At 61.0% G+C, this 18,627-nt stretch carries 11 protein-coding genes and 1 other annotated feature; of the genes, 3 read left to right on the forward strand and 8 right to left on the reverse strand.

The features are described 5' to 3' along the window. Positions 1–95: 95 nt before the first annotated feature. A complete protein-coding gene (locus GXP70_RS16385; protein WP_162357815.1) occupies positions 96–1,775 on the reverse strand; it encodes a glutamine--tRNA ligase/YqeY domain fusion protein in 1,680 nt (559 codons plus the stop codon). 71 nt (positions 1,776–1,846) lie between these two features. After that, positions 1,847–2,098, reverse strand: a binding site (T-box leader). A 171-nt stretch (positions 2,099–2,269) separates the two neighbouring features. Here GXP70_RS16385 and GXP70_RS16390 point away from each other — a divergent pair. Genes GXP70_RS16390 through GXP70_RS16400 form a run of 3 tightly spaced genes read left to right on the forward strand, consistent with a single transcriptional unit; the run spans position 2,270 to position 6,321 of the window. Beyond that, the gene (locus GXP70_RS16390; RefSeq protein ID WP_162357816.1) at positions 2,270–3,853 is read left to right on the forward strand and encodes a spore germination protein; all 1,584 of its coding nucleotides are present in this window, start codon (positions 2,270–2,272) and stop codon (positions 3,851–3,853) included. Between the two features lie 25 nt (positions 3,854–3,878). After that, positions 3,879–5,096 carry a Ger(x)C family spore germination protein gene (locus GXP70_RS16395; protein ID WP_162357817.1) on the forward strand — a complete coding sequence of 406 codons (1,218 nt, stop codon included), beginning with the start codon at positions 3,879–3,881 and terminating at the stop codon, positions 5,094–5,096. A 31-nt stretch (positions 5,097–5,127) separates the two neighbouring features. Beyond that, entirely contained in the window at positions 5,128–6,321 is a 1,194-nt protein-coding gene (locus tag GXP70_RS16400; protein ID WP_162357818.1) for a GerAB/ArcD/ProY family transporter, read from the forward strand. Positions 6,322–6,882: 561 nt separating this feature from the next. Here the strand turns inward: GXP70_RS16400 and GXP70_RS16405 are convergent. From GXP70_RS16405 to GXP70_RS16435, 7 genes are all read right to left on the reverse strand, one after another. Then, on the reverse strand, positions 6,883–11,880 hold the full coding sequence (locus GXP70_RS16405; RefSeq protein WP_162357819.1) for a sugar-binding protein: 4,998 nt from the start codon (positions 11,878–11,880) through the stop codon (positions 6,883–6,885). Between the two features lie 562 nt (positions 11,881–12,442). Further along, positions 12,443–13,225, reverse strand: a complete 783-nt coding sequence (locus GXP70_RS16410; RefSeq protein WP_225442443.1) for an enoyl-CoA hydratase-related protein — start codon at positions 13,223–13,225, stop codon at positions 12,443–12,445. A 79-nt stretch (positions 13,226–13,304) separates the two neighbouring features. Further along, positions 13,305–14,849, reverse strand: a complete 1,545-nt coding sequence (locus GXP70_RS16415; protein WP_162357820.1) for an acyl-CoA carboxylase subunit beta — start codon at positions 14,847–14,849, stop codon at positions 13,305–13,307. Positions 14,850–14,881: 32 nt separating this feature from the next. Continuing rightward, complete coding sequence (locus GXP70_RS16420) at positions 14,882–16,021, reverse strand: acyl-CoA dehydrogenase family protein (protein ID WP_162357821.1); 1,140 nt, start codon at positions 16,019–16,021, stop codon at positions 14,882–14,884. A 20-nt stretch (positions 16,022–16,041) separates the two neighbouring features. Continuing rightward, complete coding sequence (locus GXP70_RS16425) at positions 16,042–16,392, reverse strand: AtuA-related protein (protein ID WP_162357822.1); 351 nt, start codon at positions 16,390–16,392, stop codon at positions 16,042–16,044. A 2-nt stretch (positions 16,393–16,394) separates the two neighbouring features. After that, positions 16,395–17,768 (reverse strand): acyclic terpene utilization AtuA family protein, encoded by a 1,374-nt coding sequence (locus GXP70_RS16430; protein ID WP_162357823.1) that lies wholly within the window; start codon positions 17,766–17,768, stop codon positions 16,395–16,397. A 223-nt stretch (positions 17,769–17,991) separates the two neighbouring features. Next, positions 17,992–18,603: a hypothetical protein gene (locus tag GXP70_RS16435; RefSeq protein ID WP_162357824.1), complete on the reverse strand. Its 612-nt coding sequence runs from the start codon at positions 18,601–18,603 to the stop codon at positions 17,992–17,994. Between the last annotated feature and the right edge of the window lie 24 nt (positions 18,604–18,627).

Below are 18,627 nucleotides of genomic sequence, written 5' to 3' on the forward strand. Positions count from 1 at the left end.
CCGTATAAGCGCATTAGGGAACGGCGGCCGACGACAGATCGCAGCTCGTTCGTCGGCCCTGCGCGCCGCCTTCCGCCTTCCTAAACTTCGCTTCTCTAGCCTTTGCCCCACGAATCCTTCAGCGGCACGATCCGGTTGAACAAGAGCCGCCCATCGGCGGCATGCTTCCGATCCGCGCAGAAGTAGCCGTGGCGCAGGAATTGGAATTGCTGCTCCGGCAGGGCATGCCGCATGCTTGGCTCCATATAGGCGTTCGCGACAACCGTCAATGAATCGGGATTGAGTGCCGACGTCCAGTCCTCGCCGTTCTGCGGGACGTTCTGCTCGTCCAGCAGCAGCTTGTCGTAGAGGCGAACGACGGCGCTGACCGCATGGTTCGCGGATACCCAATGGATCGTTCCTTTCACTTTGCGTCCGGCAAATCCCGTGCCGCTCTTAGTAAGCGGGTCATAGGTGCAGCGGAGCTCCGCGATTTCGCCTGTCTCCTCGTCCTTGACGACCTCCTCGCATCGGACGAAGTAAGCGCCTTTAAGTCTGACTTCCGCGCCGGGACTCAGACGGCGATAGCCTCGGGACGGCACCTCCATGAAATCGTCCCGTTCGATATAGAGCGTTCGCGAGAAAGGCACCTCGCGCTTCCCCAGCGCTTCGTTCTCGCTGTTGTTCTCCAGCGTCAGCAGCTCTTCTTCTCCATCCGGGTAGTTGGTAATGACGACCTTCAGCGGGTTCAGCACCGCCATGACGGTATGCGCCTCGGCCTTGAGCTCTTGACGCAGGCAGTGCTCCAGGAGCGAGATGTCCGCGGTGCTTTGCGTTCGAATGCCGCCGATCTCGGCGATGAAGCGGCGGATGCTCGCCGGCGTGAAGCCTCTTCGCCGCAGGCCGCGGAGCGTCGGGAGCCGGGGATCGTCCCAGCCGTCGACATGCCCGCCTTCCACCAGCTGCCGCAGAAATCGTTTGCTCGTCACGACGCCCGTCAAGCTTAAGCGGCCGAATTCTCTTTGCCGCGGCGGCTCGGGGATCTCAAGCTCCGTTAATACCCACTCGTAGAGCGGCCGGTGATCCTTGAATTCGATGGAGCACAACGAATACGTAATGCCTTCGATCGCATCCTGGATCGGATGGGCGAAATCGTACATCGGGTAGATGCACCAAGCGCTGCCGGTCCGGTAATGCTCGGCATGGATGATGCGATACAGCACCGGGTCGCGCAAATTCATATTCGGCGAGCTCATGTCGATCCGGGCGCGCAGGACTTTGGCGGAAGCCGGATACTCGCCGTTCTTCATGCCCGCGAACAGCGACAGATTCTCCGCGATCGTACGGTTCCGGTACGGACTGTCCCGGCCGGGTTCCGTCAGCGTGCCGCGGTAAGCCGTCATATCATCCGGCGATAGATCGCAGACATAAGCTTTGCCGCGCTTGATCAGCGCCACCGCGGCGTCATAGATAGCTTCCGAGTAGTCCGACCCGTAATAAATACGTTCTCCGGGATCGTAACCGAGCCACCGGATGTCTTCGATGATCGCATTCACGTAAGCGATATCTTCCTTCAGCGGATTCGTGTCGTCGAAGCGAAGATGGAAGCGGCCGCCGTACGCCTGCGCGACAGCATAATTCGTCTGGATGGCGTACGCGCTTCCGATATGCAGATAGCCGTTCGGCTCGGGCGGGAAACGCGTGCACATCGTTCGTGCGAACGGACGCTCCTTCAGCTCCTCGCCGATGCGTTTTAACAGAAAATGGTCATGGTCCGAATGACCTGGCGCGGTCATGGCCGGCACCTCCTCATCGAAGTGATCGCACACCTGCGAAAATAAAAAAACCTCACCTCCAAGACATCGGTCTTGGGGACGAAGTTATCGCGGTGCCACCCCGGCTTCGTTAATATGTCGCCATATTAACCTCTTCGAGTACGGCATTGCGAGCAATGCGATACTCTAGCTCTGTAACGGGAGCGCCCGTCGCGCCATCCCCGCTAGGGGTTCCGGCGCGCTGCTCGGAGGCTTGGTTCGGGAAAGGTTCTTCGCTCCTTCTCAGCTGCCGGAGCTCTCTGTGCAAGAATGGATTTCCGTACTCTTCTCTTCATCGCGTTTTGAATATTGCCAATAGAATAACAATTCCGAACGTTCATGTAAACGCCGAAATCCGCCCGATTGCGAAAATGTTCGTTTATTCAACGCTCGAAACGGTAAAAAAAGGAGAAATTAGGCATACTACCCCTATGCGGCCCGATGAGACGGCTGAACCATAAGGAGGTGCGTGCGCGATGAAGACGCGAACGGCGGCTTTCGGCAAAGGCGGCGGAAACGGCGGGAACGGGACGCCGGCCGAACCGTCCGATAAGCTCGGCGCGGATTTGCAAACCAATCTGCGGCGCTTGCATGCCGAGCTCGAGTCGAGTCCCGATCTGATCGTGCGCCAATTCACGCTGCGAACCGGCCATCCGTATCAGGTCGCCGTCATCTACCTGGATACGATCGTGGATAAGGAGATGATCAACGAGCTCGTCATGCGGTCGCTGATGTCGCCGTTCCAGCCCGACTTGCCGGACAACGCGCAATCGCCGGAGTCCGTGTTCCGTTTCATCCGCGACAACGCGATGGCGGTCGGCCAGATCGAGGTGCACGACGTCTGGAACGATGTGCTGCTGGAGCTCTTGACCGGCAAAATGCTGCTGTTCCTGGACGGCTGGAACGCGTGCATCAGCGGCAATGCGATCGGCGGCGAGAAGCGCGCGGTGTCGGAAGCGAGCACCCAGATCGTCATTCGCGGGCCGAAGGACAGCTTCTCGGAATCGATCGCCACGAACATCTCGCTCGTGCGGCGCCGGATCCGAAGCGCGAAGTTCGGCATCGACACGTTGAAGATCGGCAGCGTGACGCAGACGAGCGTCGCGATGCTGTACATCGACGGCATCGTGAAGGACGACATTCGCCAAGAGGTCCGAAAGCGGCTAGAGCGCATCAACACGGACGCGATATTGGAATCCGGCTATATTGAAGAATTTATCGAGGACAATCGGTTCTCGCCGTTTCCTACCGTGTTCAACACGGAACGGCCAGACGTCATCGCCGCGAATTTGCTTGAAGGGCGAATTGCAATCCTGGTCGACGGGACGCCGTTCGCCCTCGTCGTGCCGACCGTGCTATCGCAGTTCTTCACCTCGGCCGAAGATTATTACCAGCGCTACGATATCGGAACCTTTCTGCGTTTGCTGCGCTATATGGCTTTCATCATCGCGTTATTCGGGCCTGCCGCCTACATCGCCTTGACGACGTTCCATCAGGAGATGCTGCCGACGACGTTGTTGATCAATTTGTCCGGCGGCCGCGAGGGCGTGCCCTTCCCGGCGCTCATCGAAGCGTTCACCATGGAAATCAGCTTCGAGATCTTGCGCGAAGCCGGCATTCGGATGCCGCGCGCGGTCGGACAAGCCGTATCGATCGTCGGGGCGCTCGTGCTGGGCGAAGCGGCGGTTCAAGCGGGCATCGTCTCCCCGATCATGGTCATCGTCGTTTCGATTACCGCGATCGCGAACTTCTCGATTCCCGCCTATAATTTGGCCATCACGGCGAGAATGCTGCGCTTCCTGTTCATGATCGCCGCCGGATTCCTGGGCTTCTACGGCATCATCCTCGGCATGATCATGCTCGTCGCGCATATGAACGCGCTGCGTTCGTTCGGCGTATCGTTTCTGTCGCCGCTCGTGCCGCTTAAGCTCGATCAGATGAAGGATTTCTTCGTGCGCCTGCCGCATTGGAGGATGCTCGACCGGCCCGACGATACGTCGGCGGATACGACCCGGATGCCGGCCGGGCAAAATCCGGATGCGACGTCGGGCAATGGATAGCGCGACGACAAGGAGGTTCGATCGGATGAAGGCAAGTCATTGGCTGACGAGGCTGCTTCTCGTCGCGCTCGCCGCCGCATCCGCCTTGCCGACCGCCGGATGCTGGAACAGCAGAGAATTGAACAAGCTGGCGATCGTCACGGCCATCTCGATCGATAAAGCCGAAGCGAACGATCAATACGAGCTGGCCTTTCAGGTCGTCATGCCCGGCGAGCTGATGAGCACGGGCAGGTCCGGCACCGGCGCGGCGCCGTTCACGGTATACAAGGTTCAATCCGCGACCTTATTCGAGGGCATTCGCAAAGCATCGAAGCAGGTACCGCGGCAATTGTTCTTCTCGCATATTCAAATCGTCATTCTTGGCGAGCGGCTTGCGACGGCGGGGATCGAAGAAATCTTCGACTTCTTCGAGCGGTCGCACGAGGTGAGGCTGACGTCGATGCTGCTCGTCGCCAGAGGCGATTCGCCGTCCACCCTGCTCAGCACGCTCGTTCCGCTCGAACCGCTGCAAGCGGAAGCGATCATGGGGGCGAGCGAATCCACGGGCAAAATATGGTCCGGCTCGCCCGTGGTCGGAATCGACGAAGCGATCCGCAAGCTGATCAACCCCGGGTCGGAGCCCGCGATCAGCGGACTCCGCATCGTCGGCTACGATCAGGACGTCGCCAAGAAACGAAGCCTGGAGCAGACGCTCCCTCCCTATCACCTCGAAATATCCGGCGTTGCGATGTTCCGCGAAGGGAAACTCGCCGGATGGCTGGACCGCAATAAAGCGAGAGGGTATATGTTCACCACCAATCATGTGCGGAGCACGATCATGAATTTGTCGTGCCAAGGGAAACGGGACGGCCTCGCCCTGGAAATCGTCCGAAGCAAAACGAAAACGAGCGTTGCCTTGAAGGACGGGCAAGTGAAAGTGAGCATCGGCGTATCGGCGGAGGGCAGCATCGCCGAGGTGAAATGCGGTATTACTTTGGACAACCTGTCCACGCTGTACAAGATCGAGCAGGAATGGGGCGCGAAGACGAAGGCCGACATGACGGCGGCTATCCGCAGCGCGCAGGCAGTCAAATCCGACATCTTCGGATTCGGCGAAGTGCTGCAGCGCAGCCATCCGAAGGCCTGGCGGGGCGTTCAGGACCGTTGGGAGGAGCTGTTCGCGGAAGCGGAAGTCAACATCGTCTTCGAGGGACAAATCCTGCGGGCGGGCATGCGGAGCAAATCGCTCATGGACAAATCTTGACAGACCTACGGCCGGAAGGAGGAGCATTCGCATGAACCAATCCGTCATACGCATCGGCCCGCTGCATCTGTTCGCGTGGGTGACGCTGTTCGAGCTGGGGACGGCCGTCGTCATTCCGGTCGGCATAGAGGCGAAGCAGGATGCGTGGATCGTCATCTTGCTCGGCTGCTTGATCGGCGTCGCCTTCTTCGCGGGCGTCAGCGGAATGCTGTATAAGCTGTACCCGAATCTTCCGCTTACGGCTTATATGCGCCGAATCATCGGTCCCGTTCCAGGCTGGCTGCTGGGGTTCGCCTACCTGCTGTATTTCATCTATATCGCCAGCCGCGACGTCCGCGACTTCGTCGACCTGCTTTCCGCGGCGGCGTACGACGTGACGCCGATGTTCGCGCTCGCTGTCTTCATGCTGATCGCCGTCAGCTATACGATTTACTTGGGGATCGAGGTGTTCGGACGGACCGCGTTCCTGTTCTTCCTGATCTGCTGCGGATTGTTCCTGCTCATCGTCGTCCTGGCCGTCTTCTCGCAAATGTCGGACAGCCGGCGAATGCTTCCCGTGCTAGGCGAAGGCTGGCATCCCGTGATGAAGGCGCTGTTCCCGACGAGCATTACGTTCCCCTACGGCGAAATGATCGTGATGACGATGTTCCTGCCGTATTTGAACCGGACGTTCAAAGCGGTCCCGATCTGCAGCGGCGCCATCGTGTTCAGCGCGATCATGTTATGCATCGTGACGTTCGTGAACATCTCCGTGCTCGGCATCGAAATCGCCTCGCGGGCGACGTTCCCCCTATTCACGTCCTTAAGCCGGCTCAGACTGGCGGAATTCATCCAGCGGCTGGACGCCATCGTGCTGTTCCTGCTCATTATCACCAGCTTCTTCAAGATCGGCACGTTCATGTTCGCGTCGATCCTGGCGGCCAGCGATTTATTCCGGGTCAAGAACTACAGAACGCTCATTACGCCGATCGGCCTGATCATTCTGTTCACGACGTTAACCGTCTCGGGCAGCTTGACGGAGCATCTGCAGGAAGGACTGAAGATCGTGCCCTACTACCTGCATTTGCCCCTGCAATTCGCGATTCCGGCCGGTTTACTGCTCATCGGTTTGATGCGTCGTGGAAGCCGAACCTCCGGTTCCACCGGTACTTCCGGTACTTCCGGTTCCTCCGGGTCCACCGGCACTTCCGGTTCCTCCGGCTCCTCCTCCGCTTCCTCCTCCTGAGGATTTGTCCGAATCGGGCCACATCCGCTTGAGGGCGGCGAACAGCGGGCGGCAAACGAACAGCAGCAACACGATCGCCAGTATCGATTTTTCGATCTGATCGAGCATTTTGTACGGAAACAGCATGTTGCGGACGATTTCTTCGCCCGGAAGATGCTGAAGCAAGTCCATGCCGATATCGATCGCGATGATACAGGGCAGCAGCAAAGCAAATATCGCATAACGTTTAGGGTCGTTCATCGTACATCGCCTGCCTTCATGAGCTGTAGAATCCAATGCGCGTATTATTTCCCAAAAGCGCGACTCCCTTCCATGCGAAAAGGTGAACGCGGGGCGTACAAGGAACGATCTCATGCATTCAGCCAAGCGGCGTCGCAAGCATCCATAGATGACCGAACGGATCTTTGAGCTTGCCTGCGCGCTCTCCGTGCAGCAAGGTATGGACCGGCCTCGTGACGATTCCTCGAAGTTCCTTCCGGCTGCCGTACGTTGCACGCCATGAAAAAAACTGCCGAGGCGGCAGCCTCGGCAGTCGAAACTCGTTGAATCCGGCGCCGTCCGTTACGGCTTCACCGTTACCTGCATCGTCGCGCTCGACGCGACGCCTGCTTCGTTGACGAGCTCGCAGCGGTACGTGTACGTGCCCGCGGCCCTTCCGGCGATGGCGGTTACGGCGGATTGCGCCTGCGGCGTATGCGCGTCAAGCGATTGTTCATCGATCAGCACGTCGTTCTCGTACAGCCGGTAGGCCGATCCGTTCGTGCCCCAGTACATGTTCATCGCGATGTTGAAATTGCCGTCGCCGTCCCAATTATCGTTCGACAGCACCGGTTTGGCCGGCTCCGCGTCCTTCACGGCGACGGTCATCGGCTTGCTTCGCGCCGTGCCGAACGCATTGGTCAGCTCGACGACGTACGTGTACGTTCCGTTCTTGCGTCCGCTGATCGCCGTGGACGCCGACTGCGCCTGCGGCGCATTGTCCGTCAGCGTCTGCGTATCGATGAGCACATCGTTCTCGTACAGTTTGTACGTGCTGCCGTTGTTGCCGTACCACATGTTCATGACGACGCGGTAATCGCCGTCCAGCAGACCGGTATCCCAGCCGTTATCGTTCGATAATACGGGTTCGCCCGGCGCGGCGGTACTCTTCGCGACGATGTTGGCGACCGCCGCTTCCGCCGTTCCCGTATGGCCGGCTTCGTCGATGAATCGGAACGTGAAGCTGCCGTTGGACGTGAACGCGTAGCTGTCGGCTCCGTCGTTATTCGTTATCGTGACGGGTTCGTTCGCCGTGAGCTTCGCCGTTACCGGACCGGCGGTCGGTTCCGTGCTGCTGTACTGAACCGTTCCGACCGGCGCGGTGCGATCCAGCTTAAAATCGATCGTCTTCGCTTCTTCCGTTTGCCCGTCTTCGTCGGCCGACCGATAGGATAAGGAATACGTTCCGTCCTGATCGAACGTTACCGGCGCCGAGTAGGGCTGCCAGGTCGTACCGCCGTCGAGGCTGTATTCGGTCTTCGCCCCGTTCGGATCCGGCGTCAGGCTGACCGTGACCGGCTGCACGTACCAGCCGTTCAGTCCGTCCGGCTCGGCCGGCGCTAACGCGGCAGCCGTAACCGGCGGCTGCGAAGGCGGGCCGTCTTCCCCGAGCGACGTTCTGTCCGTCAGAATCAGATCGCCGTACAAATTCGGATCTTTCGAGAAGCCGATACCGCTCATGTACTCCATCCAGCCTCTGCGGCCCGCGCCGTCATTGTCGTTGACGAGGAACGAGAAGCCGACGTTCGTTCCCGATCCGGCCGCCATGCCTGCCGGAAGGATGTCGGACCATTTGATGGCCAGCTCGTAGTTCGTTGCGCTGCCTTCGCGCTTGATCTGGACCAGCGAATTTTCCAGGTTGCCGGCGCCGTAGCCCCCGCTCTTCATGATCGCGCCCGTGTCGGTATTCAGCGCGAAGCCGTTCTCGCTGCTCTTGATCGTGCCGGGTCCTTGCGCCCGTCCGGGATCGATCGTGAACTGAATGCCGTCGCCCTGCCAGCTCAGGTCCGGCGTATACGGATTGAAATCCGCATTATCCGTGACGCTCGCGGCCAGATAGAGATAGTTCGCATCCCATTTCGTATACACGTCGGCGCTCAGATCGTCCGTTCCGCCCCAGTCGGTCATCAGCTTGACCTGCGAGGCGTCGTTCAACCGGAAGGACTGCGCATGGTTCCATTCGGCCGGATCGATGACGCCGTCGATGTTGATCGAGGCATCGGCCTTCACGGCGGTCAGCGATGTCAGATTCCGTTCGATCGTCTGCGAGCTGCCGTCCGCGCGGTCGATGCGCAGCTTCACGCTCGTCGGCGCGTAGACGTCGAGCGATGGCGCGGCGAATCGGACTTCGCCGACCGAATTCGGCGCGATCGTATCGAACGACGCGCTGCCCGCCATGGAAGCCGGCTGGAGCACCGTAACCGTACCGCCGCTCAGCGTCCCTTTATTGCTGAGGTTCGTGATGCGGACCGCCAGGTCGTACCCGGTTCCCGCCGCGTTCACTTGCGGCAGCATCTCGACGGTCGAAGGCTCGGACAATTGCGTGTCGACCTTCAGCTTCGCGTACAGATGCCCTGCTTCGCTCGTCGGGTAGATGCGGATTTCGCCTGTCGCCTGATCCGTCGATTCCGGCGCGGCGAACGTCAGCGTATCGGTCGTCTGGCCTGCGCTGAATTGTCCGCCGGAGGTCAATGCCCAGCCTGCGGGCAGCTCGACCGCGTACGTGCCGGACAGATTCTCGGCGCCTGCCGCTCTCGTAATGTGGACCGCAGCCTCATCGCCCGGCGCCACGCTGATCTTGGCCGTATCGGCTGCGAAAGCCGGCGTCGCGCCCAGCGTCGGCGCTTGCGCGAAGCTTCCTACGATGTAGATCGGCTGCTCGGCCGCGGTCAAGGTGATCGTGCCGCCGATCTCGTCGTATTGCTGTTCGTTGCCGAACAGATCCGCCACGCTCGCCGAGCCGCCGCCCAAGCCCAGCTGAATGGTCTGGCTGTTCTTGTTCGCCCATAACGCGAGAATATCGCGGCCGTCCGCCGCCCGGTGAAATTTGTAGATGCGGATGTTGCTGTCCAGCGTATTGTACGATTCGACGAACGACGCGCCGGCCAGCAGATCCGATGCCGCGTTGAACGCGACGAAGGATGGCTTGGCGGTCAGATCGGAACGCACGATGCCGCCGTTCGTTTCGTAGAACGTCGGGTCCGTACCGTCGTTCATGAAGTCGTACCAGTAGATTTTCTTGATCAGATCGTTGTTCGCCAGCGTCGTGACGTACAATTGCGCGGCGTACGCGGCCGACGTGCTTTCCGGCAGACCGCCGTAGCCGGTCTCTTGCGTGGCATAGCCGGTCTCCGTAAGCAGCAGGTCGATCGGCTTGGTGACGCCTTTGCCCTGGATATAGCCGCGCAGGTCTTGGAAATTGCCGACGAGTCCTTCGTTCTCCGGATTGTTGTTGCTGTATACGTGGAAGGAGATCGCATCCGCGTAATCGCACGCGCCGAGGTCGATCAACTGCTTCAGCCAATTGGCGTCGTACTGGAAAGCAACGCCGGCGACGACCTTCATGTCGGGAGCGACGCTCTTGACGGCGACGTAGGCCAATTTCAGAAACTTGAAATATTCCGCAGCCGATCCGCCGGAATTGTACTCGTTGCCGACTTCCATGTATTCGGCTTTGCCGTTCATCGTCGCGGCGTACTCCTTGGCGTAATCGCTGAAGTCCGCGTAATATTGGTCCGTCCCGGCCGCCGCCTGCGAGAAGCCGGACAAGCTGAGGCCCGTCAGCATCGAGATGCCGTATGCCGCCGCCTTGTCGGATACGTCGGCGTGCGCGTCGCGAATATTGGTCGCGCCCGACTGCGCGATGAGCGGCAGACCGAGATCGATATTGCTCCAGCTGATGCTGTAATGGCTGTTCATGCCGAGGAAAGGCGCGACCGGTTTGCCGGTCAGGTCGGCGATGACGCTGAAATGATAGCTTTCGCTAAGCTGTGTCGAACCGTCCGGAGTCGCGGCGTTGACCGTAACGGCGTACGTGCCTTTCGGCAGCGCGCCGAAGGACAGCGCTTGCACGTAGCCCGGCTCGTTCGGCGCGAGATCGACGTCGAACGAGCCGCTCTTCACGACGCTGCCGGTGTAGTCGAGCACCGAATAGCGCGCCGTCAACGCTTCCCTCGTATCGTACTGATTGCCGAACGACAGGTTGATCGCCGGCGTTTCCGACGTCAGGAAAATGTTGCCCGTCTTCGCGCTGCTGCCTTCGATCGTCAGGATCGGGAACTTCTCGATCGTGATGCTGTGGAACGCGATCGGCGCGCTCGTGTTAATGCGGAAATCCGCGGCATTGTTTTCACGGCCGGCGAATTTGACGTCGTCCAGCGTATAGGTCACGGTTTTCCACGTATTCGTGCCCGTCAGGTACGTCGTCGTGTTCGGCCCTCCGGACCAGTTGTAGAGCACCGAGTCGTAGAGCAGGCTGAAATTTTGCTTGCCGTCCAGCTTCGCGTCGTAATATTCGATCGTAACCTCGACTTTATGCTTGCCGTCGAAGATGTACTTGTCGCTGACATTGCCGTATATACCGAACGCGCCGGTGGCCGGATTCGTCTGCAGGCCGGTCACGCCGTCATACGTCACCGCCGTCGCGCCCGGGCCGTCCCCCGGCCATACCGAAATGCCGCGGTTGAGGTTGCTCGCGCCCAGAATGGCGCTGACCGGGCCGTTCGTGATCGTGACGGGCACTTGCGCCGACAGGCCGCCGTAGGACGCCGTGACGGCTGCCGTTCCGGTCGAGACCGCGGTGACCGTCCCGCTGCCGTCCACCGTCGCGACCGCGGGATCGCTGCTTGTCCAATCGACGGCGCGCTTGTTCATGACGCTGCCGCTCTGATCCCTGATCGTCGCGGCGATAGGCTGTACGCTTTGCGCATTCATGTCGATCGATGCAGGCTCGACGTTAATGGCCGTCGGCACCGATTCGTCCGCCGCCGCGGCGACCGTTACTTTGCGAATGGCAATCGGCACGTTGGTGTCGATCCGCATATCCGCGCCATTTTCCATGTTGGAGAACCGGGCGTCGCTCAGCGTGTACGTTACGGTCTTCCACGTGTTGCTGCCGGTCAGAAGCGTCTTCGGCACGTTGTAGTCCCAGGCCGTCTCGGCCGAATCGTACGAGAAGGCGAAGCCGTCGCCGTTGGCCGCGCCGTCGTAGTATTCGAACGTAACGTCGACATGGTTGGAACCGCCGTTGATAAAGTCGTCCGAGACGTTCAGATAAATATAATGATTGCCGCTTGCCGGATTCGTCTCCCAGGCGGAAACGCCGTCGTACGTCACATTGTTGACACTGCCTCCGTCCCCGGTCCAGGCCGACATGCCCTGCTCGGCGTAGCCCGTTCCGAGCGTAACGTCTACGGGTCCCGGATTGGAGCCCGCTGCCGCGTAGGCGGTAACCGCCGTAAAAGGCGCTGCAACGATCGCGGCGCATACGAACGCGATGAAGCCTTGTCTTCCCTTCGTCATGGAACGCCCTCCCGCATTGGAATGCCTGCTCATAAAATCACCTCACGTCGAAATCGTAACGTTGTCCGCTGCCGCAATGATGACGATCCTGCCCTCCCCTCGCGAATAAGGAATAAATGGTAACGTTCACATTAAACAGCGTACCACCGCCCTGCATGCGAATGTATGGGGTAATCTTCAGGTTTCTATGGTATTTTGAAGCAATGGCCGGGTTGCTTCACGCAGCCGTGCCGTGCACCGGCCGTCTGTGCTAACGGGTTGTAGTGATAAATAATGAAAACAGCCTGTTGAGGGCAGCTCAACAGGCATTAAATATGAACCTATAGCTTACGGGCAGGACGACGCGGGTTTAGAAAACAAACAAGCGGACATGTGCTCCGCTATTTTGGCGTTTCGGCCGATGATGGACAGGCATACGGACATAGGTTCCGTTATTTAGCCCGAAAGGCACTATATTATAGCCTGCCGAAAACAATAGCGGAGCCTGTGTCCGATTACTCGCGTAAGAACACCAATTTCGACAAAATCACGAATCCTATGTCCGCGGCCAACGCAAGCGATGCTACTCGCCGCTGAACGTCGGCGGCCGCTTCGCCTGAAACGCCTCCAGCGCTTCCAGCCGATCCTTCGTCGGCAGCAACGTCTCGTACGCCGCCCGTTCGATCGCCAATGCCGCAGGCAGATCGACGTCCATGCCGTCGCGGATGGCGGCCTTCGCTCGGCGGACGGCCAGCGGCGCGTTCGCCGCCAGTTCCTTCGCCAGCTTCGCGCATATGGCCGCGAGCTGCTCCGGATCGCTCGCGACGCCGTTCACGATGCCCCACTCGTACGCCTGCTCGGGGGAGATTCGCCGCGCCGTCAGGATCAGTTCCTTCGCCCGCGCGGGGCCGATCAATCGCGGCAGCCGCTGCGTCCCGCCTGCGCCGGGGATGATGCCGAGCCCGACTTCCGTCAGCCCGAGCATCGCTCCGCGGACGGCATACCGGAAATCGCAGGCTAGCGCCAGCTCCAGCCCGCCCCCGAGCGCATAGCCGTTGATCGCGGCGATCGTCGGCTGCGGCAGCCGTTCGACGGCGTCGAACACGGCGTTGATCCGATCCAGGGTCTGCCGAACCTGATGCGGCTCAGAATGGGTCAGCCGTTCCTTCAAATCCGCCCCGGCGCAGAACGCCCGGCCCTCCCCTTCGATGACGACGACGCGGATATCGCGCGATTGCCGCGCGATCTCGCCGATCCGCTCGGCCAGCGCATCCAGCATCGCGCCGTTCAACGCGTTCAATTGCTCCGGACGATTCAGCCGCAGCAGACCGACATGCCCCTGCGCTTCCCATATTACCGGCTGCACGAGTACCGCCTCCCTAATGAACGCGACCCATGTGAACGAAGCCCATGTGAACGAGGCCACGCTTGCGTCTCCCCTAACCTCATACCGGATAGACCGGATGCTTCCGTTCCGTGAAAACGACGCTCTTCGAGCCGTACGCTTCGAACCGCTTGATCAATTCCTTGCGCAAGCCGTGAGCCGGCACGATGCCGTCGATGACCATATCCGACGCCAGCTGATACAAGTCGATGTCGCGGCGGTACGCCTCGCGCTTGTCGGCGACGAATGCGTCCCGTTCCGCTTCCGGCAGCTCGGCGATCTTGTTCGCGTACACGGCATTCACCGCCGCCTCGGGGCCCATGACGGCGATTTGCGCCGAAGGCAGGGCGAGGCAGCAGTCGGGCTCGAACGCCGGGCCGGCCATCGCGTACAAGCCGGCGCCGTACGCCTTGCGGACGATGACCGAGATTTTGGGCACGGTCGCCTCGGACACGGCCGCGATCATTTTGGCGCCATGGCGGATAATGCCCGCCTGCTCCACCGCCGTGCCGACCATGAAGCCCGGCACATCGGCGAGGAATAGCAGCGGGATATGGAAGGCGTCGCACAGCTGAATGAATTTGGCCGCTTTGTCGGCGGAATCGTGGAACAGGATGCCGCCCTTCGTACGCGGCTGATTGGCGACGATCCCGACCGGCTTGCCCGCCAGCCGCGCCAGGCCGGTGACCAATTCCTTGGCGAACAGCCGCTTGATTTCGAAGAACGAGCGCTCGTCGACGAGCCCGTCGATGAAGTCGTACATATCGAACGGGGCGTATTGGTCCGCCGGGATAATCTCGCTTAAGGTCCGTTCGGCGTCCGCGGGCGGACGCGCCTCGCGGACGGGCGGCTTCTCCGCGAAGTTCGCCGGCATATAAGCCAAATACGCGCGCGTCAGCGCAATCGCTTCTTCCTCGTTCTTCGCCAGCACGTCGCCGCAGCCGGATACGGAGCAGTGCATCTTGGCCCCGCCCAGCGCTTCCAGCGTCGCCTTCTCGCCGGTGACCATCTCCACGATGCGCGGGGATCCGAGGTACATCGAGGCGTTGCCTTCCACCATGACGACGATGTCGCAGAACGCCGGAATGTACGCTCCGCCTGCCGCCGACGGTCCGAACAGGATGCATACCTGCGGCACCTTCCCCGAAAGCTTCACTTCATTGTAGAAAATCCGCCCCGCCCCGCGACGCCCGGGATACATCAGCGCCTGATCGGTAATCCGCGCCCCCGCCGAATCGACGAGGTAGAGCAGCGGCACGCGCAGCTTGTCGGCCGTCTCCTGCATGCGGATGATTTTCTCGACCGTCCGGGCGCCCCACGAACCGGCCTTGACGGTGGAATCGTTAGCGATGACGGCCACCGTGCGTCCGTGAATCCGGCCGAGCGCCGTCACGACGCCGTCCGCGGGCAATCCTTCCTCCGCGCAGCTGGCGAACAGCGCGTCCTCGATCTCGAAGTCCGGGTCGAACAGCAGCGTCAACCGGTCGCGGACGAAGAGCTTGCCCTGCTCCGCGTTCCGCGCGTGATATTTGGCGGCGCCGCCCCGCTTGATCGTCTTGCTCTCTTCCTGCAGCCGGTCGTTGCCGGCTTCGCGTCCACGTTCCATCGGCCGGTGCTCCTCTCTGTCGGCCCGCTGCGTCAGCAGCCGATCTGCGCCGCGATGACCATTCGCTGTATCTCCGACGTGCCTTCGCCGATCTCGAGCAGCTTCGCGTCGCGCAGGAACCGTTCGACCTCGAACTCCTTCATGTAGCCGTAGCCCCCGTGGATTTGCACCGCTTGGCTGCAGGCGCTCATGCACATCTCCGATGCGAACAGCTTCGCGATCGCCGCTTCCTTCTTGAACGGCCTTCCCTGATCCTTCAGCCAGGCAGCCTTGTAAACCATCGTACGAGCGATCTCGAGGTTCATTGCCATATCTGCGAGCTTGAACTGGATCGCCTGCATCGAAGCGAGCGTGCGCCCGAACTGCTTGCGCTGCTTGGCGTAACGGAGGGACTTGTCGAATGCGCCCTGCGCGATGCCGACCGCCATTGCGGCAATGCCGATCCGCCCGCCGTCGAGCACGGCCAGAAACTGCTTGTAGCCGCTGCCTAAGACGCCGAGCACGTTTTCTATCGGGACCTCGACCGCATCCAGGACGAGCTCGGTCGTGTTCGAGGCATGCAGCCCCATCTTCTCGTAGGCGCTCCGAATCGTGAAGCCGGGGGCATCCGTCGGCACGATGAACGCGCTGATGCCGCCCGTGCCTTTGGACCGGTCCGTCACGGCGGTCAGCGCAAGATGGCGGGCGTAACTGGCGTTCGTAATGAAGCATTTCATGCCATTAATGATCCACCGCTCGCCGTCCAGCGCCGCCGTCGTCCGCGTGCCGCTCGCGTCCGATCCCGCATCCGGCTCGGTCAGGCCGAACGCGCCGAGCGATTCGCCCGTGCAGATCGGCGTCAGGTAGCGCTGCTTCTGCGGCTCCGTTCCGAACATAGCGAGCGGCGCCCCGCCGAGCGACACATGCGCGGAATAGGTGATGCCCGTCGAGGCGCATGCCCGGCTCAGCTCTTCGACCGCGATCGCGAAGCTGATCGTATCCGCACCCGCGCCGCCGTACTGTTCCGGGAAGGGCAGCCCCATCATGCCGAGCGCCGACAGCTTCTCGAAGATCTCCTTCGGGAACGCGCCCGTCCGATCGCGCTCGACCGCCCCGGGCGCGACTTCGCCATCCGCGAAATCCTGCATGAAATTCTTGATCATCGCCTGCTCTGCCGTTAATTCGAAATGCATCCGCGAACACCTCTCTTCTGTCAAGACGTGGTGAGATTGAGATCCCCGGAATCGCCGTCGATTTCGATTTCCAGCCGCATCAGATTCGATGCGAAGCATTTGCCAAGATTATCGATGCGCAGCGTCGCCGATCCGCCGCCGCCGAGCGCATCCCTGCAGACGAAATTCATCGCCCGAAGCCGAGGCAGCAGGTAACGCACCACCTCTCCCCGTACGAGTCCCTCGAAATGGGCCTTCACGCGTTCGGGCGTCACTTCGCTGGCCAGCAGCTCGTATAGGTCGTCGTTCGGCGCAAGCAGCACGATATTGACGGTGTTGCCTTTGTCGCCGGACCGGGCCATGGCGATCTGCCGAAGCTGTACGCGCGCCATCTTCATACCACCTCCAGCCGGACTTGGACGCCGCGCTCGACAAGGTCGCGCGGAACGAGACACGACCACATGCCGAGCAGCTCGCGCGGCTTCATCATGCCGAGGAAGGCGCCCATCGCCGGCGGCCCGCTCAGCATGAGCGGCGGCACGAACCGCCCCAGCTTGGCGGCGTCTTCGCGGCTGTCCGTGCGGACCGCGATCCGTACGTAGATTTCATTCGGTTCCTCGGCAGGGAGCGCCGCCAATGGCCCGTGCAGCGAGTTATAGCCGATGAAGTCTGTTCGGATGTCGTCGCAGCGCATCCCGCTTCGCTCGAGCTGCTTCCTGACGATCCGGTCGGCCGCCCGCGCTTTCGCCAGCGCGTCCGGCCACGCATAGCCCCATATCGCCTGCCCGAGCCAGCCGTCCGCATACCCCATGACGATCTTGAACGCATCGGGGCGTTTCGCGCCGCGGGCGCCGGTAACGCGCACCCGGTTGACGCCGATCGCTTCCAACTGCACTTCCGTTACGTTCAGCACGACATCCGGGGTAACGTACGCGAACGGATCGTGAATTTCATAAAGCAGCTGCTCGCGCACCGTATCCACCGATACGAGCCCGCCCGTTCCTTCCGCCTTCGTCAGCTCGAAGGTCCCGTCCTCCTGGATTTCCGCGATCGGGAAGCCGATGTCTTCCAGCGCTTCGACCGACTGCCAGTCGCCGCTGAAATTGCCGCCCGCCGCCTGCCCGGAGCACTCCAGGAGATGCCCCATGAGCACCCCCTGCGCCAGCCGATTCCAATCCTTCGGACCGATGCCGAATTCATAGATATACGGAGCGAGAAATAAAGCCGAATCCGTCACCCGGCCCGTTATGACGACGTCCGCCCCTTGCCGCAGCGCTTCGACGATCGGCTTGGAGCCCAAGTAGGCATTGGCGAAGACGATGCGATCCTTGATTGCCGCGATATCCCTTCCGTCTTCAAGATGGGCCAGCGGGACGCCTTCGTCCTGAAACGCGTCGATCGCTTCTCTCACGTCGTCTCCGGTCACGACGGCTAGCTTGAGCCCGCGCAGCCCGAGCTCCCTCGCGATGCGCTTCGCTTCCTGCAGCGCCCCGGCCGGATTCATGCCGCCGGCGTTGGTGATGATCCGGATGCCGTTCGCCCGCGCGATCGGGAGCAGCTCTCTCATCTGCCGCGCGATGTCGGACGCATATCCTTTCGCCGGGTCCCGCTGCCTGTCTTTCTGCAGGATCGCCAGCGTCAATTCCGCCAAACTGTCGAAGCACAAATACTGGACGTTGCCTCGCCTCGCCGTCTCAAGCGCAGGCGCGAGCGAGTCGCCGTAGAAGCCTTGCCCGGAACCGATTCGTATCGTTCTCCTCGTTGTCATGCCATCCTCCTTCCGATCTGCCTGCGGCGCAACCGTTCGTGAGGGATCGGGAATGCAACAGCAGTTGACGTACCATTGTACATTGTATGGCGGGGGGAATGGGGCTATTCGGTTTTCGATCGGCGTCTTGCGAGGTCTCGGACAAGAAGGTGGACGGGCCTGGCTTGGTTTGGCAAGCAGCGTTACTGCTTCGTTACTGTTTGTTACTAGTCGTTGCTGGCGGTTACTGGTCGTTGTTTCTGCCGCCATTCATCCCGATTCGCCGTGTTCGCCATAACCGGACTGCCGCCAACGCAAGCGTACAGGACGCCAACAGGATCGAACCGATGCCCCGCGCGAAGCTGATGCCGGCTCTTCTTCCTGAAACGCCGGACTTGCTCTGCGCCCACGCCGACTTGGCCAGCTCGGCCTCTTGCTCGCTAATATCGAAGTCCAGACGGCGGAGCTGGCTTTCCTTGCCGTGCTTCAGCCGTATTTCCGCTTCGTATTCGCCCTGCATGAGCAGCGGTACATGCCGGAAGATGACCTGCGCTTCCTTGCCGGGCATGAACGCGAAGCTGCCCTTAAGCTTGCCGCCGCCGACATCGACATAGCGGTATTCGTCCTGCGCGGACTGCACGGCATGCGTGAGGCTGACGGTCAGATCGGCCCCAATGGCGCTTATGTCCGGGTTCATGACGGATAGTTCGATCATAGGCAAGCCGTCCGGCGAGAGACGATAGTCGCAATGCGCGATGATCAGGTCGGACACGGCGGAATCGGACGTAGCGGCAGCTGACATGGCGGTAACTGCGGGCGGTATCATGTGCGTGTCCTGCGCTTGCGCGTGCAGCATGAAGCCTCATCTCCTTCGCGTAAT

Source organism: Paenibacillus lycopersici (genome assembly GCF_010119935.1).
GTDB lineage: Bacteria > Bacillota > Bacilli > Paenibacillales > Paenibacillaceae > Paenibacillus_Z > Paenibacillus_Z lycopersici.